Origin of the sequence: Citrobacter sp. RHB25-C09 (genome assembly GCF_013836145.1) — a bacterium.
Lineage (GTDB): Bacteria > Pseudomonadota > Gammaproteobacteria > Enterobacterales > Enterobacteriaceae > Citrobacter_A.
Map to the genome: position 1 here is coordinate 3,719,589 of NZ_CP057483.1, position 24,563 is coordinate 3,744,151.

The 24,563-nt window shown below is 50.4% G+C and carries 23 protein-coding genes and 1 tRNA gene; 14 read left to right on the forward strand and 10 right to left on the reverse strand.

The window, feature by feature from the left end:
* Nucleotides 1-114 precede the first annotated feature (114 nt).
* Both HVY19_RS17565 and yjiA read left to right on the forward strand, forming a co-directional pair.
* Nucleotides 115-318, forward strand: a complete 204-nt coding sequence (locus tag HVY19_RS17565) for a YbdD/YjiX family protein (RefSeq protein ID WP_024130742.1) — start codon at nt 115-117, stop codon at nt 316-318.
* 12 nt (nt 319-330) lie between these two features.
* On the forward strand, nt 331-1,287 hold the full coding sequence (gene yjiA, locus HVY19_RS17570) for a GTPase (RefSeq protein WP_181681758.1): 957 nt from the start codon (nt 331-333) through the stop codon (nt 1,285-1,287).
* A 109-nt stretch (nt 1,288-1,396) separates the two neighbouring features.
* Here yjiA and HVY19_RS17575 read toward each other — a convergent pair whose 3' ends face one another.
* Nucleotides 1,397-1,561 carry a DUF1127 domain-containing protein gene (locus tag HVY19_RS17575; RefSeq protein WP_181681760.1) on the reverse strand — a complete coding sequence of 55 codons (165 nt, stop codon included), beginning with the start codon at nt 1,559-1,561 and terminating at the stop codon, nt 1,397-1,399.
* Nucleotides 1,562-1,738: 177 nt separating this feature from the next.
* Here HVY19_RS17575 and HVY19_RS17580 point away from each other — a divergent pair, with 177 nt between their 5' ends.
* Complete coding sequence (locus HVY19_RS17580; protein ID WP_181681762.1) at nt 1,739-3,151, forward strand: PLP-dependent aminotransferase family protein; 1,413 nt, start codon at nt 1,739-1,741, stop codon at nt 3,149-3,151.
* Nucleotides 3,152-3,193: 42 nt separating this feature from the next.
* Here the strand turns inward: HVY19_RS17580 and HVY19_RS17585 are convergent, their stop codons facing one another.
* Entirely contained in the window at nt 3,194-4,159 is a 966-nt protein-coding gene (locus HVY19_RS17585; RefSeq protein WP_181681763.1) for an Rpn family recombination-promoting nuclease/putative transposase, read from the reverse strand.
* Nucleotides 4,160-4,387: 228 nt separating this feature from the next.
* Between HVY19_RS17585 and HVY19_RS17590 the strand changes: the two genes are divergently transcribed.
* The 3 genes from HVY19_RS17590 to mdtM all read left to right on the forward strand — a co-directional run bounded on the left by HVY19_RS17590 (nt 4,388) and on the right by mdtM (nt 7,271).
* Nucleotides 4,388-5,203 (forward strand): AraC family transcriptional regulator, encoded by an 816-nt coding sequence (locus HVY19_RS17590; protein ID WP_181681765.1) that lies wholly within the window; start codon nt 4,388-4,390, stop codon nt 5,201-5,203.
* 48 nt (nt 5,204-5,251) lie between these two features.
* Nucleotides 5,252-5,890 (forward strand): LysE family translocator, encoded by a 639-nt coding sequence (locus tag HVY19_RS17595; RefSeq protein ID WP_181681767.1) that lies wholly within the window; start codon nt 5,252-5,254, stop codon nt 5,888-5,890.
* A 148-nt stretch (nt 5,891-6,038) separates the two neighbouring features.
* A complete protein-coding gene (gene mdtM / locus HVY19_RS17600; protein ID WP_181684320.1) occupies nt 6,039-7,271 on the forward strand; it encodes a multidrug efflux MFS transporter MdtM in 1,233 nt (410 codons plus the stop codon).
* 97 nt (nt 7,272-7,368) lie between these two features.
* On the opposite strand, the gene metC is transcribed toward mdtM, so the two are convergent.
* Together metC and HVY19_RS17610 are read right to left on the reverse strand one after the other, a co-directional pair.
* A complete protein-coding gene (gene metC / locus HVY19_RS17605; RefSeq protein ID WP_181681769.1) occupies nt 7,369-8,559 on the reverse strand; it encodes a cystathionine beta-lyase in 1,191 nt (396 codons plus the stop codon).
* 30 nt (nt 8,560-8,589) lie between these two features.
* A complete protein-coding gene (locus tag HVY19_RS17610) occupies nt 8,590-9,822 on the reverse strand; it encodes a dicarboxylate/amino acid:cation symporter (RefSeq protein ID WP_181681771.1) in 1,233 nt (410 codons plus the stop codon).
* A gap of 226 nt (nt 9,823-10,048) precedes the next feature.
* Between HVY19_RS17610 and HVY19_RS17615 the strand changes: the two genes are divergently transcribed.
* A complete protein-coding gene (locus HVY19_RS17615; protein WP_181681773.1) occupies nt 10,049-10,975 on the forward strand; it encodes a LysR family transcriptional regulator in 927 nt (308 codons plus the stop codon).
* Between the two features lie 50 nt (nt 10,976-11,025).
* Complete coding sequence (locus HVY19_RS17620; protein ID WP_181681775.1) at nt 11,026-12,306, forward strand: DUF445 domain-containing protein; 1,281 nt, start codon at nt 11,026-11,028, stop codon at nt 12,304-12,306.
* On the opposite strand, the gene HVY19_RS17625 is transcribed toward HVY19_RS17620, so the two are convergent.
* Nucleotides 12,303-12,521, reverse strand: a complete 219-nt coding sequence (locus HVY19_RS17625; RefSeq protein WP_181681777.1) for a hypothetical protein — start codon at nt 12,519-12,521, stop codon at nt 12,303-12,305. The genes HVY19_RS17620 and HVY19_RS17625 overlap by 4 nt on opposite strands.
* A gap of 125 nt (nt 12,522-12,646) precedes the next feature.
* Between HVY19_RS17625 and HVY19_RS17630 the strand changes: the two genes are divergently transcribed.
* Nucleotides 12,647-13,510, forward strand: coding sequence for an SdiA-regulated domain-containing protein (locus tag HVY19_RS17630; protein ID WP_181681779.1), 864 nt, complete (start codon nt 12,647-12,649; stop codon nt 13,508-13,510).
* Nucleotides 13,511-13,759: 249 nt separating this feature from the next.
* Nucleotides 13,760-14,871, forward strand: a protein-coding gene (locus HVY19_RS17635; RefSeq protein ID WP_181681781.1) for an IS3 family transposase whose coding sequence is annotated in 2 segments (ribosomal slippage) — nt 13,760-14,021 and nt 14,021-14,871 — 1,113 coding nt in all. Because the reading frame shifts where the segments join, the coding sequence is not laid out codon by codon here.
* 271 nt (nt 14,872-15,142) lie between these two features.
* Here the strand turns inward: HVY19_RS17635 and HVY19_RS17640 are convergent.
* The 4 genes from HVY19_RS17640 to HVY19_RS17655 form a co-directional block, all read right to left on the reverse strand.
* On the reverse strand, nt 15,143-16,510 hold the full coding sequence (locus HVY19_RS17640) for a hypothetical protein (RefSeq protein WP_181681783.1): 1,368 nt from the start codon (nt 16,508-16,510) through the stop codon (nt 15,143-15,145).
* Between the two features lie 569 nt (nt 16,511-17,079).
* Nucleotides 17,080-18,012, reverse strand: coding sequence for an HrgA protein (locus HVY19_RS17645; protein WP_181681785.1), 933 nt, complete (start codon nt 18,010-18,012; stop codon nt 17,080-17,082).
* A 232-nt stretch (nt 18,013-18,244) separates the two neighbouring features.
* Nucleotides 18,245-19,501: an integrase arm-type DNA-binding domain-containing protein gene (locus HVY19_RS17650; protein WP_181681786.1), complete on the reverse strand. Its 1,257-nt coding sequence runs from the start codon at nt 19,499-19,501 to the stop codon at nt 18,245-18,247.
* A 186-nt stretch (nt 19,502-19,687) separates the two neighbouring features.
* Nucleotides 19,688-19,772: transfer RNA gene (locus HVY19_RS17655), tRNA-Leu, on the reverse strand.
* Nucleotides 19,773-20,059: 287 nt separating this feature from the next.
* On the opposite strand from HVY19_RS17655, the gene HVY19_RS17660 reads away from it, so the two are divergent.
* From HVY19_RS17660 to HVY19_RS17670, 3 genes are all read left to right on the forward strand, one after another.
* Nucleotides 20,060-21,073 (forward strand): HNH endonuclease, encoded by a 1,014-nt coding sequence (locus tag HVY19_RS17660; RefSeq protein WP_181681789.1) that lies wholly within the window; start codon nt 20,060-20,062, stop codon nt 21,071-21,073.
* Complete coding sequence (locus tag HVY19_RS17665; RefSeq protein WP_181681791.1) at nt 21,073-21,654, forward strand: class I SAM-dependent methyltransferase; 582 nt, start codon at nt 21,073-21,075, stop codon at nt 21,652-21,654. Before HVY19_RS17660 ends, HVY19_RS17665 begins: the two co-directional genes overlap by 1 nt.
* 61 nt (nt 21,655-21,715) lie before the next feature.
* Entirely contained in the window at nt 21,716-22,735 is a 1,020-nt protein-coding gene (locus tag HVY19_RS17670) for an NAD(P)-dependent alcohol dehydrogenase (protein ID WP_181681792.1), read from the forward strand.
* 23 nt (nt 22,736-22,758) lie between these two features.
* On the opposite strand, the gene idnK is transcribed toward HVY19_RS17670, so the two are convergent.
* On the reverse strand, nt 22,759-23,301 hold the full coding sequence (gene idnK / locus HVY19_RS17675; protein ID WP_181681794.1) for a gluconokinase: 543 nt from the start codon (nt 23,299-23,301) through the stop codon (nt 22,759-22,761).
* A 216-nt stretch (nt 23,302-23,517) separates the two neighbouring features.
* Here idnK and idnD point away from each other — a divergent pair, with 216 nt between their 5' ends.
* Complete coding sequence (gene idnD / locus HVY19_RS17680) at nt 23,518-24,561, forward strand: L-idonate 5-dehydrogenase (RefSeq protein WP_181681796.1); 1,044 nt, start codon at nt 23,518-23,520, stop codon at nt 24,559-24,561.
* Nucleotides 24,562-24,563: the final 2 nt, after the last annotated feature.

Here is a 24,563-nt window from a genome sequence, read left to right on the forward strand (position 1 = left end):
CTGATGCCGGGTGGCGCTACGCTTACCCGGCCTACAAATCATGCGTTCCGCAATAAAGTAGGCCGGATAAGGCGTTAGCCGCCATCCGGCTTTAATCATTAACAGGACGGCAGAATGTTTGGTAACTTAGGGCAGGCTAAAAAGTACCTCGGCCAGGCGGCGAAGATGTTGATTGGCATTCCAGACTACGACAACTACGTCGAGCATATGCAGACCAACCATCCTGATAAGCCGTACATGAGCTATGAAGAATTCTTCCGCGAGCGCCAGCAGGCGCGCTACGGCGGCGACGGTAAAGGCGGCATGCGCTGCTGTTAGAAGGAGAAGTGAATGACCCCGATTGCAGTCACCCTACTCACCGGTTTTCTGGGCGCAGGTAAAACAACCCTGTTGCGCCACATCCTTAACGAACAGCACGGCTATAAAATTGCTGTTATCGAAAATGAATTCGGCGAAGTTTCCGTAGACGATCAGCTGATTGGCGATCGTGCTACCCAGATCAAAACGCTGACCAACGGTTGCATCTGCTGCACCCGTTCGAACGAACTTGAAGACGCCCTGTTAGACCTGCTTGATAACCTTGACAAAGGCAACATCAACTTCGACCGTCTGGTCATTGAGTGCACCGGCATGGCCGATCCCGGGCCGATCATTCAGACCTTTTTCTCCCATGAAGTGATTTGCCAGCGCTACCTGCTGGACGGCGTCATTGCGCTGGTTGATACCGTTCACGCGGATGAACAGATGAACCAGTTCACCATCGCTCAGTCGCAGGTGGGCTATGCCGACCGCATTCTGCTGACCAAAACCGACGTCGCAGGCGATAGCGAAAAACTGCGTGAGCGCCTGGCGCGCATCAACGCCCGTGCCCCGGTGTACACCGTAACGCATGGCGATATCGATCTCTCCCTGCTGTTCGACACCAACGGCTTTATGCTCGAAGAGAACGTGGTCAGCGCCAAACCACGCTTCCATTTTATCGCCGACAAGCAAAACGATATCTCGTCAATTGTGGTGGAATTAGACTACCCGGTAGACATCAGTGAAGTATCGCGAGTCATGGAAAACCTGCTGCTGGAATCTGCGGAAAAGCTGTTACGTTACAAAGGCATGCTGTGGATTGACGGCGAGCCAAACCGCCTGCTGTTTCAGGGCGTCCAACGCCTCTACAGCGCCGACTGGGACCGTCCGTGGGGCGATGAACAGCCACACAGCACCCTGGTATTTATCGGTATTAATCTGCCGGAAGAAGAGATCCGCGCCGCGTTCGCCGGGTTGAAGAAGTAATTATCATCAATTGCCCGATGGCGCTGCGCTTATCGGGCCTGGCAACGCGTAGGCCGGATAAGGCGAAGCCGCCATCCGGCAATGCGGCTGACAGTTAGCCAACCTGCCGTTACTCAACCTGATCCCGCCTTAACCCCAGATCTTTCAACCGCTCGTCGCTCATCTGCTGCAAAATGCGTCTTGTTTGCGCCCGCAGCCGCCATCGTTGTATTGCTCGCCAGACCTGTACAAAGCCAATGAACGGCTGTTTCGCTCTGTTCTCGTGAAATTCCATGCTGTACCTCCCCGCCTCATCAATGACGTTATTCTGGCGCTTTTGCGGAGGAACAATACAGACTCACAAAACACTTTTATTTAACATACAGATTGGTTAAAACAGTATCTGCACAGCAAATATTGCATCTGTCTGTACTGGTTTTTGTATCTGTATGGCATCCACGAGGGATACAGCATGGCGCGTTATCAGCATCTGGCCAATTTACTGGCTGAACGTATTGAGCAAGGTCTGTATCGTCACGGGGAGAAATTGCCGTCGGTGCGAAGCCTGAGTCAGGAGCACGGGGTCAGTATCAGTACCGTGCAACAGGCGTACCAGACGCTCGAAACGCTGCAGCTCATTACCCCACAGCCGCGTTCGGGCTATTTTGTCGCGCCTCGCAAGGCGCAACCGCCAACGCCTCCTATGTCACGACCAGTACAGCGTCCCGTTGAAATCACCCAGTGGGATCAGGTGCTGGATATGCTGGCAGGTCATCACGACAAATCCATCATTCCGTTTAGCAGCGGCGTCCCCGATGTCAGCCAGCCCAGCTTAAAACCTCTGTGGCGAGAATTAAGCCGGGTGTCGCAGCATAATCAGGGGACAGTACTGGGCTATGACGAACTGCCTGGCTGTCGCGAATTACGTCAACAGATTGCGCGACTGATGCTTGACGATGGTTCGGTCGTTAACGCCGATGATATCGTGATCACCAACGGCAGCCAGAGCGGAATGTCGCTGGCGCTGCTGGCCGTTTGTCAGGTGGGGGATATTGTCGCCGTCGAATCTCCGGCCTATTACGGCACCATGCAATTGCTACGCGGCTTAGGGATAAGAGTGATTGAAATCCCCACTGATTCAGAGCAGGGGATCAGCATAGAAGCACTGGAAATGGCGCTGGAGCAGTGGCCGATCAAAGGCGTGATTCTGGTCCCCAACTGCAATAACCCGCTTGGATTTATCATGCCGGACGCGCGGAAAAAAGCGGTTCTGGCCCTCGCCCAGCGCCATGATATCGTCATTTTTGAAGATGACGTCTACGGCGAACTGGCCTCGGACTATCCTCGCCCACGAACCATCCACTCCTGGGATATTGACGGTCGGGTGATCCTGTGCAGTTCCTTTACCAAATCTGTGGCACCCGGTCTGCGAGTCGGTTGGGTCGCACCGGGTCGCTATCATGACAAGCTGCTGCACATGAAATATGCGGTTATCGGTACCAATGTCCCCGCCACTCAACTGGCCGCAGCGGCGTTTGTCCGGGAAGGGCATTATCACCGCCATGTTCGCCGGATGCGCCAGATCTATCAGCGTAATATTGATATCTATACCTGCTGGGTACGGGAATATTTCCCCTGTGGCATCTGCATTACCCGCCCAAAAGGTGGCTTTCTGCTGTGGGTTGAATTACCCGAGCAGGTTGATATGGTCTGCGTTGCCAAACAGCTTTGCCGCCTGAAAATTCAGGTCGCGCCAGGTTCACTTTTTTCCGCCTCCGGAAAATACCGTAACTGCGTGCGCATTAACTGTGCGTTGTCGCCAGACGAGAAACATCAGCAGGTGATGCAACAGCTTGGCGAGGCGATAAAGGTGGCGATGGAGTAGCCTCTGACAGCCGCTCCGCTTTGGTTACTGGATGTCAGTCTCTCAATGCACAACGTTCTGCATGTCGTCTGTGGAGAGTCCGGTCAGACGCTGTACCGTTTGACGATCAATCCCCTCCGCGAGCATCGTTTCGGCAATGCGCCGCGCAGCGGCGCGTTGGCCTTCAGCCAACCCTTCCAGTCTGCCTTCCTGTCTGCCTTCCTGTTTTCCTTGTTCCAGGCCCTGGCGGATTCCTTTTCTGAGAATCGCATTGCGAAATCTTTCTGCAACCGTCATCAATCGCTCCTTATGTTGTGGTATCTGCTCCGCCAGTTCTTCCAGAAATACGGTAAATCGCGGCGTATGCCCATGCTGTCGCTGCAAATAATTAAACAGCGCTTTCAGCTGTCTGTCATTAGCGCAACCGGTAACGACTAGCGATGCCAGTTGTTCAACCAGCCCCAGCAAATCCCGCCGACGAATATGCTTTTGGATCAGTTCAAGCAGTGCCATCCGCCTATGCTGCATAATTTCATCATCCGGAATCACCGTGATATCCACCAACGGGAAAGCGGCGCTGTAGATCTCACGCGCAAGTTCAGGGTCGGCAAATTCATCCAGCCAGTTCAGAGTAAAAGGATAGGGACTCTCTGCGCCGTGATAAAACAGCATAGGAACCACCAACGGCAACCGCTTATGCCCGGCATCTAAATGCTGCTGCATTGCTGCAATGGCATAGCGCATCAGTCTGAATGCCATATGCGCATCGGGCGTACTTTGGTGTTCGATAACCACATAGATGTAACCATCGCCGTCGGTGGTTTTTACTGACCACAGTACATCTGAATAATAGGCACGCAGGTTCTCCTCAATAAAACTGGTCGACTCGAGCTTCAGCGTCTGCAAATCGCACAGTTTTCGCAGCGCACCCGGTAGATGAATATCCAGAAAATCTCGGGCTGTTTCCGGATGACGCAGGAAGGTTTTAAACACGGCGTCATGCGGTGTGGATGTGGTCGGTTTGCTCATGGCGGTCCGTCACCTGAAAAAAGTGGGTGCCACGTTATCGCGTCTCATCCACTGCTTCATGCGCCAATTGTTCTATTTGCGAGGCGTTATCAGCTAAATCTGGCGCCATATGTAACAGCATCATTATCGCGGAACGCGCTACGCAGATTCGAAGCAGCAGCGACGATTGCCCCTTTTCCATCGTTCGGCCTGTGGTATAACTTTCATTATCTACTGGAGGTGCTGACCGTGACCCACACCCGAAATATTCCGCAGTCGTTCTGGCGCGACGAACGGTTGCCGTGGCTGGAGCTGCGCAGTACCTGGCGGAGCCGTCAGCCCTATAAGCGCCATTGCCATCCGCAGCTCTCCGTTGGCGCAATTCTGGAAGGTGAAACCTGCTGTATTTATGATGGCAAAGCGTACCGTTTGCAGGTGGGCGATCTGATCGTGATCCCACCAGAGGTCCCGCACAGCTGTAATCCGGTTGACGGGCACTGTCGCAGCTATCATATGCTCTATCTGGACGCTGACTGGTGTCTTACTCAACTAACCGAGGCTGATGCCGGTATGCGGCTTTCTGCGCCTGATCCCGTTATCCGCAATCCCCTGCTTTTTCAGCATTACCTCGAGATTGTGACGTTGATGGAGCAACAACAAACAACGCAACTCGCCGATGCCGTCGGTACGCTGCTGCGCGTGTTGCCGTTACAGTCTGCTGAACCGGATGACCCGCGCGCCACCAGCCGGTATCTGCGGGAACGTCTGGTAAGTAATCTCCTTTCTCCCCCCTCGCTGGATGCGCTCGCACAGGAATTTGGCATTCGGAAGGAAACGCTGATCCGCACCTTTAAGCAGGACACCGGGCTGACGCCGGGATGCTATCTGAACATCGCCCGTCTCGACTACGCGAGAGAGCGTCTGCGTGCCGGAGAGGAGATCGCCGACGTTGGTTATCAGAGCGGTTTTGCCGATCAAAGCCATTTTCACCGCACCTTTGTCACCTATACCGCCGCCACGCCGCGCCAGTACGCCTCAGGGAGATCAATATCAGACAATAAATAGCGCCTGATGTTGGATAGCGTGACCTCAGATTCCCTTGCTGAGGTCACTATGGAACATCTGTCTGTACTCTTCCCTTCTGCCTTTCCCGCGCTGGCGCTGGCGCATTTTGTGGCGCTGCTCAGTCCGGGGCCTGATTTCTTCTTGCTGGTTGGCTATGCCGTGCGTTATCGCCTGCGCGGCAGCGCCGGTTTATGTGTTGGTATCGCCGCCGGTAACGGGCTGTATATCCTGTTGGCCATTGCTGGCTGGGGCATCCTTCGGCACGCGCCTCTGCTGTTTACCCTTATCGAACTGGCTGGTGCGCTTTATTTGTTATGGATCGGCAGTCTGCTGCTGCGCAGTCGTCCGCCATCGCTGACGGACAAAGAGAAACCGTTGAGCTGTCCCGGAGTGGGAAAACAGGTCATGCTGGGGCTGGGTTCATCGCTGCTCAATCCCAAAAATGCGCTGTTCTATCTGGCGCTGATGACTTCGCTACTTGGCCCGACGGTGACGTTTTTACAGCAGGCGATAAGTGGGATCTGGATGACAAGCGTCGTGCTGGTCTGGGACTTAGTGGTTGTCTTGTGTATCGGCTTACCCTGGATTCAAAGCCGCTTAAGTCGTGGGATCGTGTGGATCGAACGTGTCGCGGGGGGCGTATTAATCGCCTTTGCCTGCGGGGTCGTACTGCGTTTTCTTTTCTGAGATGGGGTAAACTCTTTTTGATTACCATCAAATTTTAATTAAGCTTAATCTGTATAAGTAATTCCTCTGCCTGACGTCCATGTGACGGTATTTCTTTTCGCTTCCCCTTCGGGGGTTTTCCCACATGGAGTGCGTTTTTATGCAACGGATGATGAGTTTTTTCTCCCGGCACGCCACGGCTTTTTTCTTCCCAATGGCGTTGATTATCTATGACTTTGCCGCCTATCTGACGACAGACATGATACAGCCTGGCATCATTAACGTGGTGCGGGACTTTAATGCGGATGTCAGTCTGGCACCTGCGGCCGTCAGCCTCTACCTCGCAGGTGGAATGGTGCTGCAATGGCTGCTTGGACCGCTTTCTGACCGCATCGGTCGGCGTCCGGTACTGATTACCGGTGCGCTTATTTTTGCCCTCGCCTGTGCCGCCACGCTGTTCACTACCACCATGACGCAATTTCTGGTGGCGCGCGTGGTACAAGGCACCAGCATCTGCTTTATCGCGACGGTGGGTTACGTCACCATCCAGGAAGCCTTTGGTGAGACGAAAGGCATCAAGCTGATGGCGATCATCACCTCTATCGTACTGGTTGCGCCGATTATTGGCCCGCTGTCGGGTGCGGCACTTATGCATTTTGTCCACTGGAAGGTGCTGTTCGGCATTATCGCGGTCATGGGGTTTATCGCCTTTCTGGGGCTGCTGATGACGATGCCAGAAACAGTGCAGCGCGGCGCGGTGCCGTTTAGTGCGCTAAGCGTGCTGCGGGATTTCCGCGACGTCTTTCGCAATCGAGTGTTCCTGTTTGGCGCGGCAACCATTGCGTTGAGCTATATCCCGATGATGACGTGGGTTGCGGTTTCCCCGGTCATTCTTATCGATGCAGGCGGAATGACCACAACACAATTTGCGTGGACGCAGGTGCCGGTATTCGGCGCGGTGATCCTTGCCAATATGATTGTCGCTCGATGGGTAAAAGACCCCACCGACCCACATTTTATCTGGCGCGCAGTACCCATTCAGCTTTGCGGGTTAGCAGTGCTGATCGCGGGAAACGTGTTGTGGCCGCACGTCTGGCTGTGGTCGGTGACTGGCACCAGCCTGTATGCGTTTGGCATTGGCATGATCTTCCCAACGCTGTTTCGCTTCACGCTGTTTACCAACAACCTGCCGAAAGGCACTGTCTCGGCGGCGCTTAATATGGTGATCCTGGCGATAATGGCGGGGGCGGTCGAAGTCGCACGTTGGCTGTGGTTTAACGGCGGACGTATTCCGTTTCATCTGCTGGCCGTTATCGCGGGGGTATTGGTGGTATTTACACTGCGGGGACTGTTACTGCGTGTGCGCCAGTATAGCAGCACGGAACTGGCGACGGAGAAATAATAGAGCCCCGGATGGCGCTGACGCTTATCCGGCCTACAGAGTCCAGTCCCGTAGGCCGGATAAGGTGCTTGCACCGCCATCCGGCATTCCTGCAACGTTACGCGATGCGCGCAAAACCCGCTTCAAGATCGGCAATCAAATCGCCAATGTCTTCCAGCCCGATATGCACCCTCACCAGCGTTCCGCTGAAATCGACGTCTGCCGCCGGGCGAATGCTGTTCAACTCCTCCGGCTGGTTCGCCAGGATCAGCGACTCAAACCCGCCCCATGAATATGCCATATGGAACAGCGAGAAGTTATCGAGGTAATTCGCCAGCTCCTCATCCGACAACCGCTTTTTCAGCACGAAGGAGAACAGACCTGAACTCCCCGTGAAATCGCGCGCGAAATACTCGTGCCCCGGACACTCCGGCAACGCCGGATGGTTCACCCGCGCCACTTCTGGTCTGGCAGATAACCAGCGCGCAATCTCAATGCTGCTTTCCTGATGCTGCTTCAGGCGCACTGCCAGCGTGCGCAGCCCACGGCTGCCGTTATAGGCAGTGTCGGCGTCCAGCGTCTGCCCCATCAGGTACGAATTCTCACGCAGACGATCCCAGCAGCGGGCGTTTGACACCGCCGTCCCCAGCATACCGTCCGAATGGCCGATGGTGTATTTAGTGCCCGCCTGAATCGAAATATCCACGCCATAGTCCAGCGCCTTAAACAGCACGCCAGCCGCCCAGGTGTTGTCGATCATAATGACGATCTCCGGATTCACCGCGCGGATCGCCTTCACCATGCCCGGCACGTCCTGCACTTCCATGGTGATCGAACTCGGCGACTCAAGGAACACCACTTTCGTTTCCGGGCGGATCAGGTCGGCAATCCCCGCGCCAATCATCGGATCGTAATAAGTGGTTTCAACGTTGAATTTACTCAGGATCTTATTGCAGAAGTCCTGCGTCGGTTCGTAGGCCGCGCCGGTCATCAGCAGGTGATCGCCCCCCTCGACGAAAGCGAGGATCGCATTCGTGACTGCCGCCGCGCCGCACGGATAAAGCGCACAGCCCACGCCCCCCTCCAGGTCGCTCATCGCCTTTTGAAAAGCGAAGTGGGTATAGGTGCCGCGACGACCGTAAAACAACTCCCCGTTGGCACGATTAGCCGTGGCGAATTTTTTGTCCTTTACAGTCTCGAACACCAGCGAAGACGCGCGTTGGATCACGGGGTTAACCGCCCCCTGGGTGTAACGCTTATCACGTCCGGCAATGACTAACTGGGTTTCGATCTTCAGTGAATCTTTCATACGTTTTTATCCTTAATCCGTGCGTAAATCCTACACTACCGCAGTGGCAGGGCTAATATCAGCATTGGCCTGTTTCTTTCCGGCGAAGCGCTCAACAATCTGCGCCGCGTTCAAATCATGAATGACGTTAATCAGCGTAGCCGGCGCATCGGTGATGGTGCCCAGCACCACCAGCATCGGAATGGCCTCCATCGGCAGTCCCAGCGTGGTGACGATAAAAATCTCACCAAGGAATGCACCACCCGGTACGCCGCCGACGATAATCGCCGAGAGTACGGCAATCAGCATGGTCAGGAAGAAGGTTTCCGTCGTGAACTCCATCCCCAGAACTGAATAGATAAAGACGATCTTCAGCGCCGCGATCATTGCCACGCCGCCCTTGTTCAGGTTGACGAGCAGTGGCACCGAGACATCAACGATTTCTGGGTTGATCCCCATCGCTTTACCCGCACGCAGGGTGACCGGCAACGTCCCCAGAGAAGAGCAGGTGCCAAGCGCCGTCACGGAAGGTTCAATGGCGTGTCGCCAGAAGGCTTTTACCGCCGGTAAGCCGCCGCCGATCCAGGAATAAAGAATAGAGCCAAAGATGTAGTACACCAGCGTGGCGACCATAAACAGGCCGATGGCGCGGGCGAAGGTCAGGAGCAGTCCGGAATCCTGACTGGCCATCGTCGCCGCAAAGTAACAGCCAAGGCCAACCGGTGCGACCTTCATAATGATCGACACGATCTTCATAATAATGGTGTTCGCATCTTCCAGCAGCGAAGCGATGCGTTTCCCCGCCTGCTCTGACTGGCCGATAGCCACCCCGGCAATAATCGCCATCACGATCAGCGCCAGAATATTCGACTTAGAAAACAGGCCGACAAAGTCGTTAGTGGTGATCATGCTGACAAAATCCATCTTGCCGCTGCCCGCCTGTACGGACTGGGAAAGATCGATCGTGACCCCTTGCGCCGGGTTATACCACAGGGCAAGCGCAACAATTCCGGCCGCCGGGATAAAGGCCATGGCGATAGAAACAATAAAGATGATCGCCATAATCCGTCCTAAGCGTTTCAGGTCGGTCATACTGGCGATAGAGGACATCACGCTGATTCCCACCAGCGGAACAATAATCATAAACAACAGGTTCAGGAAAATCTGACCGATGGGTTGAAGTTTACTGGCAAATGCTGGCGCGTAAATTCCTAATAAGCCGCCTGCAACCAGCGCAAGTAATAAGATAATTGACGATTTGTAGGGTTCGAGTCGTGACCACATAACAGGCACCTTTATTTTAATGAGAATATTAATGAGATTAAATTCACAATTTATTGACCTTATGAATTTTCCTCCTTGATATTTTGTGACGTAACTCACTTAAGTTGTTATTTTTTCATTTTGTCATTACGTTGTTTCCTGTGATTCAATAGTTGCATGTTTCAAAAGCGAATGTAACGGCCTATTCGTACCGTTTTTGCAAATCACTTGTGAGCAAAAGGAAACAATGAGCACACCCATTTCTCTCAAGCATTTAGAGTTTTTTGTCCGCATAGTGGATTGCGGAGGATTATCTGAAGCTGCCACGCAGCTTAATGTCTCGCCGTCAGCGGTGAGTAAAAGCCTGGCGGCAATGGAAGATACGTTAGGTACGACATTAATTAAACGGACCACCCGCAGTATTACCCTGACCGACGCCGGGCAATATTTCTTTAACCGTGCGAATAAGTTACTGAAAGAATTTGATGAAACGTTAAATACCACCTCAGGTTATTATCACAACCCGCAGGGGGAATTACGGATCACCTGCTCCATTGCCTTTGGCTATTCCCGACTGGTCAACCTTGTGGATAAATATCGCACCCAGTATCCGGATGTGAATCTGTATATCGATCTCAACGATAACTTCGTTAATCTTAACGATACGGATTTTGACATCGCGCTGCGTATCTCTACTGCGCCGCCGCAAAACTACGCGATGCGTAAACTGGTGCCGGTCCGCTGGGCGTGGTGCGCTTCCCCGGGCTACCTCGCCAGAAAAGGGTTGCCGCTGCGCCGCGCCGATCTGGTCAATCATGACTGTCTGGTTTATCCCGGCCTGACGCCGGTTTTGAAGGTGGCCGACGAACAGGATCGTCTGCATCAACTGAAACTGCATATGCCGATCCAGGCCAACAGTAGCCTGGTGCTACTGAAGTCGGTGCTCGAGGATCAGGGGGTGGCCTATTTGCCTACCTATTTGATCGGCGATCATATTCAGAAGGAGGAGATCACGCCGCTGATGCTCGACGGCACCATCACCTGCGAAACCCACACCCTCTATGCCCTCTATTTCCCGAGCAAATACAGTAATCCCAAGGTGCGATCGTTTATTGATTTTCTGGTTGCAGAACTGGGCACGCTGCCCGCCTGGGATAACTGGATCCCCGACTAACGGATCGATGATTTTGCACGATCGCCCCGTCCGGCTCTATCCTTAAGGGTATGAATAAAATCACTGAACTCAAACGCGCCAAGCTGCTGGCGCTCTCTCTGCTGCTGATCGCCGCCAGCACCTTTGTCGTCACGCTTTTCCTGCCTGCCAGTTTTTGGGTGAACGGGATCAAAGCGATTGCCGAAGCGGCAATGGTCGGTGCGCTGGCAGACTGGTTTGCGGTCGTTGCGCTATTTCGCCGCGTACCGATCCCGTTTATTTCCCGCCATACGGCGATCATTCCCCGGAATAAGGATCGGATCGGCGAGAATCTTGGCCAGTTTGTGCAGGAGAAATTCCTCGATACCCAGTCGCTGGTCGCGCTGATCCGCCGTCATGAACCGGCGTTGCTGATTGGCAAATGGTTCAGCCAGCCGGAAAACGCACAGCGGATCGGCCAGCATTTGCTGCAAATCACCAGTGGCTTTCTCGAACTGACCGACGATGCGCGGATCCAACGCCTGCTCAAGCGGGCGGTGCATAAAGCGATTGATAAGGTCGATCTCTCAGGCACCAGCGCGCTGATGCTGGAAAGCATGACCAAAAACGATCGTCATCAGGTGCTGCTTGATACGCTGATCGCCCAGATGATCGCTCTGCTTCAGCGCGATAGCTCGCGAGCGTTCATCGCCCAGCAGATCGTGCGCTGGCTGGAAACGGAGCATCCGCTTAAAGCCCGAATTCTGCCGACCGAGTGGCTGGGCGAGCACAGCGCCGAACTGGTGTCCGATGCGGTGAATTCTCTGCTGGACGACATCAGCCAGGATCGTGCTCATCAGATCCGCCACGCCTTCGATCGCGCCACCTTTAAGCTTATCGACAAACTGAAAACCGACCCGGAAATGGCGAACCGGGCAGAAAAGATCAAAGATTATCTGAAAGAAGATGAGGCGTTTAACCGCTACCTCGGCGAATTATGGGCAGATCTCCGCGAGTGGCTGAAAACAGATATTAATGCCCAGGATTCCCGCGTTAAGCAGCGCATTGCCCATGCAGGGCAGTGGTTTGGCGAAACGCTGATCGCCGACGATGCGCTGCGTGCGTCGTTGAACGGGCACCTTGAGCAGGCTGCGCACCGGGTGGCGCCCGATTTTGCCACCTTCCTGACCCGCCACATCAGCGACACGGTGAAAAGCTGGGATGCCCGCGATATGTCGCGACAAATTGAACTCAACATCGGTAAAGATTTGCAGTTTATTCGCGTCAACGGCACGCTGGTCGGCGGCACCATCGGGCTGCTGTTGTATCTTCTTTCACAACTCCCCGCCGTACTCAGCGCGGCCCAGTATTAATGCTTCAGGCTCGCGAGCTCCGCGCTTAGGCTATCGGCCAGCGCGCATAGAGGGTAAAACGGGCAAACCGAACCATCGGCGAAACGTAGCGCTTTATCCTGTAACAGATCGAACAGATCCGTCTGGCCATGCCTGATGGCGTTACGCTTATCAGGCCTACAGAGCGCCCAACCGTAGGCTGGATAAGGCGTCAGCCGCCATCCGGCAGTGATCATGACATGGACGGAACATTCACAGGTTTCCAGAAGTTTCAGAATACGTTTATCCGAACGTTAAGCTTCTGGTAAGATTTTTATCTATACTGCCCACGTATCTCGCTGATTTTATTACATGGAACATAATGAACAGGATTGTCCGTTTTTTGAAGCGCCCTCTGACGGGGATCGTCATTCTCATTGCGCTTGTTGCCGGGTTCGGCTACTTTCTGCTTGCCGGGGCGCTGAGCGAACGCGCGGAATCGTCACCCCACGCCTATCGCGCCACGATTGACGGTAAGCCCATTGCCGGCATCACCAAAAATATCTCCTCCCTCACCTGGTCGAAGAAAAGCAACACCCTGTTCAGCACCCTGAATAAGCCAGCAACCATCATTGAACTGACGCCGGAAGGCGATCTGCTGCGCACGATCCCGCTCGATTTTGTCCGCGATATGGAAACCATCGAATATGTGGGTAACGATACGTTTGTGGTCAGCGATGAAAGCGACTACACCATTTATGTGATTACCCTAAATGCGCAGTCGCAGGTCAACATTGTAAAAAAAATCAATTTCGCGATGCAGACAACGCCAACCAACAGCGGTATTGAAGGGCTGGCGTGGTCACCCAACGATCGCACCTTCTGGTTCTTTAAAGAGCGTAACCCCATTGAGATCTACACCGTAAAGGGGCTGTTGCGGAATGACGATCTGACGATTGGCCACGACGTAACGCTGCAAAATAATCTGGATGTGAAGGACATCTCCGGTGCGGAATTTAATGCGCAAAAGAAGAGTTTATTAATCCTCTCCCATGAGTCGCAGGTCCTCAAAGAGGTCACCACGGCGGGGGAAGCCATTGGCGAGATGTCTCTCACCCGCGGCCGTCACGGACTGGCAAAAGAGATTCGCCAGGCGGAAGGCATCGCGATGGACGATCGCGGGACGATCTTTATCGTCGCGGAGCCTAATCTCTTTTACCGTTTCACGCCTGGCGCAGAACAATAATTCAGCGACACGCTTTTCCCCATTTGTTATAAACTTGTTACTCTTGGCATTTTCGCACACAGAATAACAATGGGTATCGCATGAGCCAGCAGCAGCACGTCGCAGACCATTATTCCTTCAGAACTGCGTTTTTTGGCATGATGGTCTTAACGCTCGGGATGGGCATTGGCTGTAAGTATCCCGCATAATCGTGCCATTCACATTTAGAGATCCTCCGGCATAATCAATCTGCCAACAAAGGAGATCGCTATGCGTAAAGCCCGTTTTACTGAGCATCAGATCATTGCCGTAATTAAATCGGTTGAAGCCGGACGAACTGTTAAGGATGTCTGCCGGGAGGCCGGTATATCTGAAGCCACCTACTACAACTGGAAGTCCAGATACGGCGGCATGGAGGCTTCTGATATTAAAAAGATCAAGGATCTTGAGGACGAGAATCGGCGTCTCAAACAGATGTTTGCCGACCTGAGCCTTGAGAACCGGGCGCTGAAAGACGTTATCGAAAAAAAGCTTTAAAACCAGCCTTTAAGCGTGAGCTGGTCACTCATCTGATAACGACATTTGGACTCAGTATCCGTCAGGCCTGCCGGAGTCTTAACCTGAGCAGAACGGTTTACCATTACCGTCCGGATACCACGCGTGACGAACCCGTTATTGTCGCGTTGCAGGCAGTGGCAGAGCGATACCCACGGTACGGTTTTCCAAAACTTTTCCAGGTTCTGCGGCGGCAGGGATACCCGTGGAATCACAAAAGGATCCATCGTATTTATTGTCTGCTGAAACTGAATTTTCGCCGTAAAGGCAAACAACGGTTGCCAGTACGTAATCCCTCGCCACTGGCCACACCGGAAGCGCTGAACCAGAGCTGGTCTGTCGATTTTATGCATGATGCCCTGGTCTGTGGCCGTCGTTTTCGCACGTTCAATGTCGTTGATGACTTTAACCGTGAGGCGTTGTCGATTGAAATCGATCTGAATCTGCCAGCTCTTCGCGTCGTCCGGGTACTCGACAGGATCGCGGCAAATCGCGGCTATCCGGTCATGCTACGCATGGATAATGGTCCGGAATTTATCTCACTTGTACTTGCTGAATGGGCAGAGCAACATGCAGTAAAACTGGAATTTATTCAGCCGGGTAAGCCGACGCAGAACGCTTTTATTGAGCGCTTTAACCGAACATACCGTACAGAAATACTCGATTTTTATCTGTTCAGAACGCTGAATGAAGTGCGGGAAATCACGGAAAGATGGGTGTCAGAATATAACTGTGAACGCCCGCATGAATCACTGAACAATATGACGCCAGAGGAATATCGACAACACCATTATTTGGCCGGGATCTCAAAAAATGCCTGGAACTAAAACGGGTCTATTTACAATTTGGCCGGGATCTCAAAAAATGCCTGGAACTAAAACGGGTCTATTTACACTGGCACGAAACGGAACAGGTAACTGAGCTGAAGATCCACTGTGAGCGAAAAGCAGACTTCTTAGTCTAATTATATTCTAACTAGAGGTCCCATCTTTCTATATGCATATAGAATAGAATTATAAGTTTGAAGTTCAAATCTAGGTATCTGCTATTGATACCTAGATCAAGTTTGAATTAGATTTTATTAGTTATTTTTAACTATTACCTTTCCCCAGCATCCTCTTCTAAAAGATGATCTATCTTATCTACAGGAAGGTTGTCATAAATTGAAAAATCAAAACCAACGGGAAGCTTGTTTTTTGCGGCTTTTAAAATTCTTATTGAATCATTACCATTTCTGGAACGATTTCGCCAATAACATTGGTTGTTTTTGTTTGCCCCTTCAAGTAGAACTAACATTTGATCACTTGAGTATATTTCTAAATTTTTATCAATGAATCTATCAAAATAAATATCGGCTCGCTCGAAATCAGCACTATTGATAAAACAAGCAATCCCAAAATCGCGATACTCTGATTCCAACCCTAACTCGGTACAGACACTTTTAAAAATCGCCAAATGCTTTGAGTTAAGAAAATTTCCATTATCACCGTATTTTTTATAAAATTTATCAGATATTCTATTGATTACAAGATTAACATGCTCCTCCGGTGACTCAGATATAAAAAAAGCTATTCCAAAATAAGATATATTATCTTTTATTATAGGTTTTATGAGCTCTTTTGCCGAAGCATCTAGAGAGTTATATATATCTTTTTCCATAGAAATGAACTCAATGAGTGCTTTAATTGCATCATGATTATTAGAAACATTGGAGTAATAAGCTGCTTCTGCTTTAATCGAGTCCACCATGGCTTGCCTGTCTTTTTCAAATATCAGTCGCATAGCCCGAATGTTTATATCTCTATTCTCTATTGGCTTAGCTTCTTCCGACCTGAATGAAAACGTCCACAACCCCTTGAATATCTTAACCAAAACTTCTTTATTTAAAGACTTGAAGTATTTAACATCTAAGTATTTTTTTAGAGCGTTATCGGAAGGGAATAGATCCTTTACTTTTTCTAAGTCTATAACAAATGTGGAAAGTATCTTTTGAGACATAAAAGGTGGTTTGCTTAACATTACCTCTATACTATTTCTAATGTCACTTCGAATCATTTCCTGTGTTGGTTCAAACAACGTATCTTCATCACTGATAACTGGATGAGCTGATAAATGCCTGTGCTCTTGAATAAGTAAAACTTTATGATTAGAAGCAGTATCTAATAATTGAGTTCTTTCAAAAACTCGTTTAATAAGTTCCTTCTCCCATTTTGGAGAGTAAGGATCATCATTTTGTAGGGTCTCTATTTCTAATAATATTTTTTCCGCTACAGTATCATTATGAACATCTCTCAGTTCTTGGAGTTTAAAAATAACATCACAGACAACTACTGACCATAGCATTACAGTTGCAGAGCGGTAACAACCATTAGCATAGCTTTTGTAAACCTCTTCAAAGTATTTTCTAGTTCTTCTGTCATAAATTTTACTCTTCTGAGATTCTAATGAGAAGATTTTAGCGTCCATAATTTCCTCCATGGAAAGTATTTAACTCAAATTATTGGATATGGGCTATGTAGTCATTAATGTCAAAAATTTAGTTTTAATTTCGCATAAATCATACCAAATTCTTTAATTAAACTCATGCAACTTTCATGCTTTAACAAACTATTTTCACTTTAATAGTATAAATCAGGATGTTCAATACTGCAAACCAGCGGAGTTCAGCGAATCAATGAATATGTATTATTTTACAATAAGTTAATAGAAGCTCAAAGAATCATTGAAGCGTAAGACTAGTATATCTAAAACATCAGCTCTTGGCACAGAGCTGCCTGATAGATTAGGTTTAGATCTGTGCCATAGCTATGTCAGGTAAAATCATAGCCAACACAATTTAGATAAGTTAACCTATCTACATGGATTTATTTATTCTGATATTTGGTGAGCACCTATTTTCCCATCTTTATTATATTCACTACTCCATCGATTTGCAGACAGAGTTTTTAAATACCACTAACTCTAAATATCTCACTGTTCATCAATCTATATTTTTTAATCCACTCTAATATTTTATTAAGAAACATTAGAGCAGATTATCTATTCCAGAGCGCTTTGTGTATTTTTCCTGTCTGGTGATAATCGGAAACCAGATCGATAAACTCTTTAAAATCCTTGTTCTCAACCACCAGGCGGTTGACGGATTGCCAATCAATACTTGTTCGCTCTCGTGCAGGAATCAGTGTTTGACTATTACCGGGATCTTGCGGATTAAGAAGGATCACGCCAATACCATGCAATGCACACAACATCTGCAGCTCTCTTTCTACACCACGCTGCTTATCTTCATTTATTTCGGTCGCGACAAGATAACCAAAATGGGCCCAGCTTGAATTGCTCACTGCCTGGAAGAAACATTCTCGAACATTGCTACGGTTAAGCTGACGTTTTACCTCAAAAGACCACAGACGGGTTAAACGCCCTTCGCTATACCGTACGCAGTTTTGCACAACGCTATCCCAACCTTTATCAAGAGGCTGCAAAGCAACAATATCCGGATAAAGCCAATGATTTGCCCCAAGACCTTTGTTGTTGCTTGAACGCTTTTCATCGATACGACGGCAAAGCAATTCTTCTTCTTCAGAAAGGTACTCAATCAAAAGCGGGTAAAGAGCATGCTCAGAAAAAGCTACCGTCTCAGCAGACGGAGTCGGAGCAATATCAAAAGATGACTCTTGTTGCATGCCATTATCGATTTCCTTACCCCAGTAATAAAGTCTGGGCCGAGGTTTGTCACGCGTCATAACCTGAGGACACATCGCTTTTGCCTGAACGGTTCTGCTCCCACCGACTTCAGCAGCTATTTGACTCAAGAAATCTTCATCACTAGCGAATCGAGGATTTTGACGCTTCACAGCAAGCTCTGCGCCATAGTGATCAATGATTTTTTGGGCAAGCTGACGGGCTGTAAATTGCTCATCAGGATTAGCCTGAAGAACATTAATAATCATCTGTGGGCGACTAGTCATGGCTCCTGCCTTTAATGTAACAGTAAGAACGCTTCTATCTGAATGAATGGCTAAATCTCAGATGCTGCTTTTCTGATGAAACAGTGTAAAACTACCTATCACTTGAACCAAGCTTACAATATGAGTTTTTGGCATTGAACAACAGATTTCATTACAAAAACCAACACCGCATCAGAAGCCATGTTAAAGAAAAAAATAAGGTATGTCAGACACATACCTTAAATACATCTAATCATTCCATGCTTAATTTGGCAAAATCAAACGGACTCTCCGCCTTCTCACGATTCGCATCCAAAAAATCAGCCCACCACTGCAGCATCAGTCGCCGTTCATCAAGATGTTCGGCCTTATGAATGTAAGCTGCGCGTACTGAGTTACGTTCCATATGGCTCATCTGCCTTTCCACTGCATCCCTCGACCACAATCCAGACTCGATCAATGAACTACAGGCCATTGTCCTGAAACCGTGCCCACAAACCTCTACCTTCGTGTCATAACCCATAACGCGCAGCGCCTTGTTCACCGTGTTTTCACTCATCGGTTTGCGATGGTCATGATCGCCGATGAAAACAAAATCGCGATCACCACTAAGTTTGTAAACATCTTTAAGAATTGCTATAGCTTGATGAGAAAGCGGCACCAGATGAGGCGTACGCATTTTTGAACCACGCTGTGAATGCTTTACTCCTTCAATAGCTTCGCGCTCTGCAGGTATTGTCCACATTGATGTTTCGAAATCGATCTCAGACCAACGAGCAAAGCGTAGTTCACTTGAACGAATGAATACTAGGAGCGTGAGTTCGACGGCAAGTCTAGTAAGAGGTCTACCGGTATAACTATCTATGCGCCGTAATAGTTCTGGGATTCGCTTCAACTGAAGAGCAGGTCGATGCTGCCTGTTACTTGAAGCAACAGCGCCAACCATCTCCTGCGCGGGGTTATAGTCCAGTAAACCACTCTGTACGGCATAGCGCATAATTGCCGTGGTTCGCTGTTGTAATCGTGAAGCAACCTCAAGCCGTCCTGACAGTTCTACCGCTTTGATTGGGGCCAGCAGGTCTCTAGTTTTAAGCTCAGCGATATTCCGCTTACCTATGGCAGGGAAGAGATTGTCCTCCAGGCTTTTAAGCACTCGTCGACTATGTTCTTCCGACCACTTTTTATTTGTGGCATGCCACTCAATAGCAAGCTGCTCAAAAGTACGTGCTTCCTCCTGCTCAATCTTATCATTTTTCTTTTTATCTCCCGGATCGATGCCGTTTGCTAAAAGCTTACGAGCATCATCGCGACGAGCCCTAGCATCTGCAAGAGATACGTCAGGGTAAACACCTAAAGCCAGCATCTTTTGCTTTCCGCCATAGCGGTACTGCAGACGCCAGTATCTTGAACCATTTGGGTGGACGAGAAGATGCATACCGTTGCCATCAGTAAGCTTGAATTGCTTATCCATTGGCTTTGCTGTTCTGACTTTGATATCTGTTAGAGCCATGCTTATCCCCTCCCTGTTGGTACAAGCGTTATCGAACCGGAAATACCATCATCTATACCAACATCTGTTGGTAGATGTACGTTGAAGCCGATTGACCTTGAGAGAGTTAATATAGCGGGAATGATGGGTAAATACTGGATTTTAGACATAAAAAAAGACCTCAGTTGAGGTCCATTTACATGCTTTTGGTGCCGAAGGCCGGACTCGAACCGGCACGTATTTCTACGGTTGATTTTGAATCAACTGCGTCTACCGATTTCGCCACTCCGGCACGGAAGGGATGCGGAAAACGTTGTGGATTATACCTGTCGCTCGCCGCCATGCAAGCAGTAGCGTCGCTCTTCTCCGCTAAGTGTCGAAAAAATCAGCGCTCCTCACCTTTAGTACCACCCTCCTAACCCTCTTTCCTTTCGTCCCCCTCCCTGCCACGCATTTCCCGGAATCCGGCTCGCAAAAAAATGCAACGTGACCTGGTCGGTTTACATTTGCGGCTGTTTGTTATGAGATCACCTTACTGAATCTCTTAATAGCACTCATCAACCGCATCAGGACTCCGTTATGCGCTTTTATCAGGTCGAGCCCACGCTGGAGAACTACTGGCGCGGCATTATCCTCTTTGGCAAAAATGTCGCATCCTACAAGTTTGCGCTCGCTCATGCCTTGTACGATCTCAGGGCAAACGGTAGCGATCTGATCCTGCTGGAAGATTTGGCGGTGCCATTCAGCGAGCATCTGTGCCGCCATCTCCGGCACGCTCCCAAGCAAATTACCTCTCGCAGCAGTAAGTACATCGCCGCCTGTGAGCAATATAATCAGGGCGAAATTACTCGGGACGAGATGACAGTTATCACCGTCCGTCAGGGCTTCAATAACGTCATCGATGCTTTTCACAATGTGAACCTGGGTGAGATAGAAAAACGGTTCTTTATTGATGAACGCAAAACGCATCAGGGCATTCGAATTACCGATAATTTTTACCGACTGAGCGAACAGCCACAGTATCAAAATTTTAGCCTTGAAACAGATGCTCGCTGGAATCTGGTAGAGCAGGCCTGGGCGATGAATATATCCAGTCATCTGCTCAACATCGAATACGATAACGACGACCAAATGCTTTTCAGCCGCAATCACGATCGCCGGGTCGCAATCTCCAGTTGCCGAGACAGTCTGAACGGCTATCAGAAAGGACGCTGCTTCTACTGCTTTGCCCCCATTAGCTTACACCCGGGTGATGAAACCTATGCCGATGTCGATCACTTCATCCCCTGGAAAGCACGCAGTCATGTCGCAAATATTGACGGTGTCTGGAATCTGGTTCTGGCCTGTAAGGAGTGTAATCGTGGTGAAAAAGGAAAGTTTGCACAGCTTCCTTCTGCCAGACTGCTTCAGCGCCTGCACGACAGGAATGAATATTTTATTAACAGCCACCTTCCACTTCGCGAAACGCTGATACGTCAGACAGGCAACTCACCACAACTCAGAAACACATTTCTGAACGACAACTGGAACGAAGCGATTAGAATACTCTTTCACCAGTGGGAACCCATAGCACAAGGCACGGACACATTCTGATGACTCTCGAATATTATCAGCGCAATGCACAAGGTTTTTTCACCTCGACAGTTAACGTTGATATGGATTCACTGTATCAGCCATTTCTGGCAAATATCGGAACTGGCGGGCGGATTCTGGATGCCGGATGCGGTTCTGGTCGCGACAGCCGGGCCTTCGTTATGAAGGGGTATCAGGTTGATGCGTTCGATGCCTCGTCGGAAATGGTGAAACTGGCAAGTCAGCACGCCGCAATTCCTGTTGAGCAGATGGCCTTTGAGGATATGACTGCCGTTGAGCAATACGACGGGATCTGGTGCTGCGCTTCGTTGCTGCACGTCAGCGCCGAAGCGCTTCCGGAGGTGATGGGTAAGCTGGCCCGAGCCCTTAAACCCGGCGGCATCTGGTACGTATCGTTTAAATATGGCGAGACGGAAAGAGTTAAAGACGATCGCCATTTTACCGATCTGACAGAACAGGGTCTTGAGAAGCTGCTTGCCCCCCTTACTGACATCACCCTTGCCTCGCAATGGAAAACGTCAGACAAGCGACCGGAACGCGACGAGATATGGCTAAACGCGTTGCTCAAGAAAAAGACCTGAACAGCATCCCCGCTTCCCATGCTCTACACTTCCAGTTCAACACCACACTGAGGGAATCACGATGTCCACGATAAAAAGCTATGCCGCAAAAGAAGCGGGCGGCGAACTTGAGCTCTTTGAATACGATGCGGGTGAACTGAAGCCGGAAGATGTCGAGGTGCAGGTCGACTACTGCGGCGTCTGCCATTCGGATTTGTCGATGATCGATAACGAATGGGGCTTCTCGCAGTATCCGCTGGTTGCCGGGCATGAGGTGATTGGTCGCGTCGTTGCCCTCGGCAGCGCGGCGCAGGACAAAGGTCTGAAGGTCGGTCAGCGCGTCGGCATCGGCTGGACGGCACGCAGTTGCGGGCACTGCGACGCCTGTATCAGCGGCAATCATGTCAACTGTCAGGAAGGTACGGTTCCCACTATCCTCAATCGCGGCGGCTTTGCCGAGAAGCTGCGCGCAGACTGGCAGTGGGTGATCCCGCTTCCGGAAAGTATTGATATCGCCTCCGCCGGTCCGCTACTGTGCGGCGGCATCACGGTGTTTAAACCCCTGCTGATGCACCACGTCACCGCCACCAGCCGCGTTGGGGTGATTGGTATTGGTGGGCTGGGGCATATCGCCATTAAGCTGCTGCATGCGATGGGCTGTGAGGTCACGGCGTTCAGCTCGAATCCGGCGAAAGAGCAGGAAGTGCTGGCGATGGGTGCCGATAAAGTGGTGAACAGCCGCGATCCGGACGCTTTAAAAGCGCTCGCGGGCCAGTTCGATCTCATCATCAATACGGTGAACGTCGATCTCGACTGGCAGCCCTACTTCGAAGCGCTGGCCTATGGCGGCAACTTCCATACCGTCGGGGCGGTGCTGAAGCCGCTGCCGGTACCGGCATTTACGCTGATTGCAGGCGATCGCAGTATCTCCGGTTCCGCTACCGGTACGCCGTTTGAACTGCGCAAACTGATGAAGTTTGCCGGACGCAGCAAAGTCTCGCCAACGACGGAGGAGTTCCCGATGTCGAAAATAAACGAGGCTATTCAGCACGTACGTGACGGCAAGGCCCGTTATCGCGTGGTGCTGAAAGCCGACTTCTAATGGTCAGACTCAACGCCTTAGTCTCAGATCGAGGCGTTGAGTCGCTCACGCGCCTGCCGAAAAACCGCTACCGCCTGCTGGCACTGTGCAGCAACGTTCTCTACGTCATGATTAATGTCGATACGCGCAATGTCAGCTTCTTCCGCCTGCGGACACTCCAGCGCCTCAAACTGGCTTTTTAACAGGCCAACCGGCATAAAGTGCCCCGCCCGACGCTGCATCCGCGCCAGAATGATATCGTAATCACCATCTAACCAGAGAAAATGCACGTTTGGACTCCCCTTGCGCAAAATATCCCGATACTGTTTTTTTAATGATGAACACACAATAAATCCCGTCTCATTTTTTTTATAAAGGCTATAGGAAGCATCATTTAATCGCTCTAACCATGGCAGTCGGTCTTCATCGGTTAACGGAATTCCCTGCGACATTTTATCAATGTTTTTGGCGGGATGGAGATCGTCGCCATCAATGAATTTCGCCGATAATAAAGCCGCGACTTTGCTGCCAATTAACGATTTACCGCTTCCTGAAACACCCATCAAAATATAGCTTTCTCCGGCCATGTAAAAACCTCTGTGTCATATTTCCTGCCGCGATATTACGCCTGTACGATCGGCAAACTCACCCTTTTTTATTTCCAGAGATGAGAAGTATAAAGCGCATCACGTTATGCGTAACATTGTAGTGTAACAATTTTCCAGCGTGACGCCGATCACAATTAAAGATAATTAAAACCGCTTAAATGCCCCCCAGATAAGGCATGAACCAGTGAGGCATTTATGCAAGTTAAAACTCAATCCTGCGTTGTAGCGGGTAAGCGCTCTGTTGCCGTAAAAGAACAGAATATCGAATGGGATAATAAAGGTACGCTTGTAAAAATAACCCGAGGAGGCATTTGCGGTTCCGATTTACATTATTATCAGGAAGGTAAAGTCGGTAATTTCACCGTCAAAGCGCCAATGATCTTAGGCCATGAAGTTATTGGCAAAGTGGTCCATAGCGATTCAGAAACATTACGCGAAGGACAGTCGATTGCCATTAATCCGTCTAAGCCGTGCGGTCATTGTAAATATTGTCTGCAGCATGAAGAAAATCAATGCACGGAAATGCGTTTCTTTGGCAGTGCGATGTATTTTCCGCACGTTGATGGCGGTTTTACTCAATTTAAAACGGTCGATACCGCTCAGTGCATACCTTACCCGGAACAGGCAGATGAAAAGGTGATGGCTTTCGCCGAACCGCTGGCTGTGGCTATCCATGCCGCACATGAGGCGGGCGATTTGCAGGGTAAGAAAGTCTTTATCTCCGGCGTCGGCCCCATCGGTTGCCTGATCGTCAGTGCGGTGAAAACGCTGGGCGCAGCGGAAGTCGTCTGCGCAGATGTAAGTGCTCGCTCACTGTCACTGGCTCATCAGATGGGCGCTGATACGCTCACTAACCCGCAGCAGGATCCGATCGACGAGTGGAAAAAAGAGAAAGGCTACTTCGACGTCAGTTTCGAAGTCTCGGGTCACCCTTCTTCTGTCACCACCTGTCTGGAAGTCACTCGAGCAAAAGGCGTGATGGTGCAGGTCGGTATGGGCGGTCCCGTGCCGGATTTCCCGATGATGATGCTGATCGGCAAAGAAATTTCGCTCAAAGGCTCGTTCCGCTTTACCACCGAGTTCAACACTGCCGTGTCGTGGCTGGCCAATGGCGTTATCGATCCGCTGCCGTTGCTGAGTGCGGAGTATCCCTTTACCGAACTGGAACCGGCGCTGATCTTCGCCAGTGATAAAACCCAGGCGGCGAAAGTCCAGCTCGTCTTTGAAGACATTAAATAAGG

What these genes read in the sequence shown, in the direction of transcription:
- HVY19_RS17565 (WP_024130742.1), top strand. Translation starts at nt 115, where the DNA reads ATGTTTGGTAACTTAGGGCAGGCTAAAAAGTACCTCGGCCAGGCGGCG.
- yjiA (WP_181681758.1), top strand. Translation starts at nt 331, where the DNA reads ATGACCCCGATTGCAGTCACCCTACTCACCGGTTTTCTGGGCGCAGGT.
- HVY19_RS17575 (WP_181681760.1), bottom strand. Translation starts at nt 1,561, where the DNA reads ATGGAATTTCACGAGAACAGAGCGAAACAGCCGTTCATTGGCTTTGTA.
- HVY19_RS17580 (WP_181681762.1), top strand. Translation starts at nt 1,739, where the DNA reads ATGGCGCGTTATCAGCATCTGGCCAATTTACTGGCTGAACGTATTGAG.
- HVY19_RS17585 (WP_181681763.1), bottom strand. Translation starts at nt 4,159, where the DNA reads ATGAGCAAACCGACCACATCCACACCGCATGACGCCGTGTTTAAAACC.
- HVY19_RS17595 (WP_181681767.1), top strand. Translation starts at nt 5,252, where the DNA reads ATGGAACATCTGTCTGTACTCTTCCCTTCTGCCTTTCCCGCGCTGGCG.
- mdtM (WP_181684320.1), top strand. Translation starts at nt 6,039, where the DNA reads ATGATGAGTTTTTTCTCCCGGCACGCCACGGCTTTTTTCTTCCCAATG.
- metC (WP_181681769.1), bottom strand. Translation starts at nt 8,559, where the DNA reads ATGAAAGATTCACTGAAGATCGAAACCCAGTTAGTCATTGCCGGACGT.
- HVY19_RS17610 (WP_181681771.1), bottom strand. Translation starts at nt 9,822, where the DNA reads ATGTGGTCACGACTCGAACCCTACAAATCGTCAATTATCTTATTACTT.
- HVY19_RS17615 (WP_181681773.1), top strand. Translation starts at nt 10,049, where the DNA reads ATGAGCACACCCATTTCTCTCAAGCATTTAGAGTTTTTTGTCCGCATA.
- HVY19_RS17620 (WP_181681775.1), top strand. Translation starts at nt 11,026, where the DNA reads ATGAATAAAATCACTGAACTCAAACGCGCCAAGCTGCTGGCGCTCTCT.
- HVY19_RS17625 (WP_181681777.1), bottom strand. Translation starts at nt 12,521, where the DNA reads ATGATCACTGCCGGATGGCGGCTGACGCCTTATCCAGCCTACGGTTGG.
- HVY19_RS17630 (WP_181681779.1), top strand. Translation starts at nt 12,647, where the DNA reads ATGAACAGGATTGTCCGTTTTTTGAAGCGCCCTCTGACGGGGATCGTC.
- HVY19_RS17640 (WP_181681783.1), bottom strand. Translation starts at nt 16,510, where the DNA reads ATGGACGCTAAAATCTTCTCATTAGAATCTCAGAAGAGTAAAATTTAT.
- HVY19_RS17645 (WP_181681785.1), bottom strand. Translation starts at nt 18,012, where the DNA reads ATGACTAGTCGCCCACAGATGATTATTAATGTTCTTCAGGCTAATCCT.
- HVY19_RS17650 (WP_181681786.1), bottom strand. Translation starts at nt 19,501, where the DNA reads ATGGCTCTAACAGATATCAAAGTCAGAACAGCAAAGCCAATGGATAAG.
- HVY19_RS17660 (WP_181681789.1), top strand. Translation starts at nt 20,060, where the DNA reads ATGCGCTTTTATCAGGTCGAGCCCACGCTGGAGAACTACTGGCGCGGC.
- HVY19_RS17665 (WP_181681791.1), top strand. Translation starts at nt 21,073, where the DNA reads ATGACTCTCGAATATTATCAGCGCAATGCACAAGGTTTTTTCACCTCG.
- HVY19_RS17670 (WP_181681792.1), top strand. Translation starts at nt 21,716, where the DNA reads ATGTCCACGATAAAAAGCTATGCCGCAAAAGAAGCGGGCGGCGAACTT.
- idnK (WP_181681794.1), bottom strand. Translation starts at nt 23,301, where the DNA reads ATGGCCGGAGAAAGCTATATTTTGATGGGTGTTTCAGGAAGCGGTAAA.
- idnD (WP_181681796.1), top strand. Translation starts at nt 23,518, where the DNA reads ATGCAAGTTAAAACTCAATCCTGCGTTGTAGCGGGTAAGCGCTCTGTT.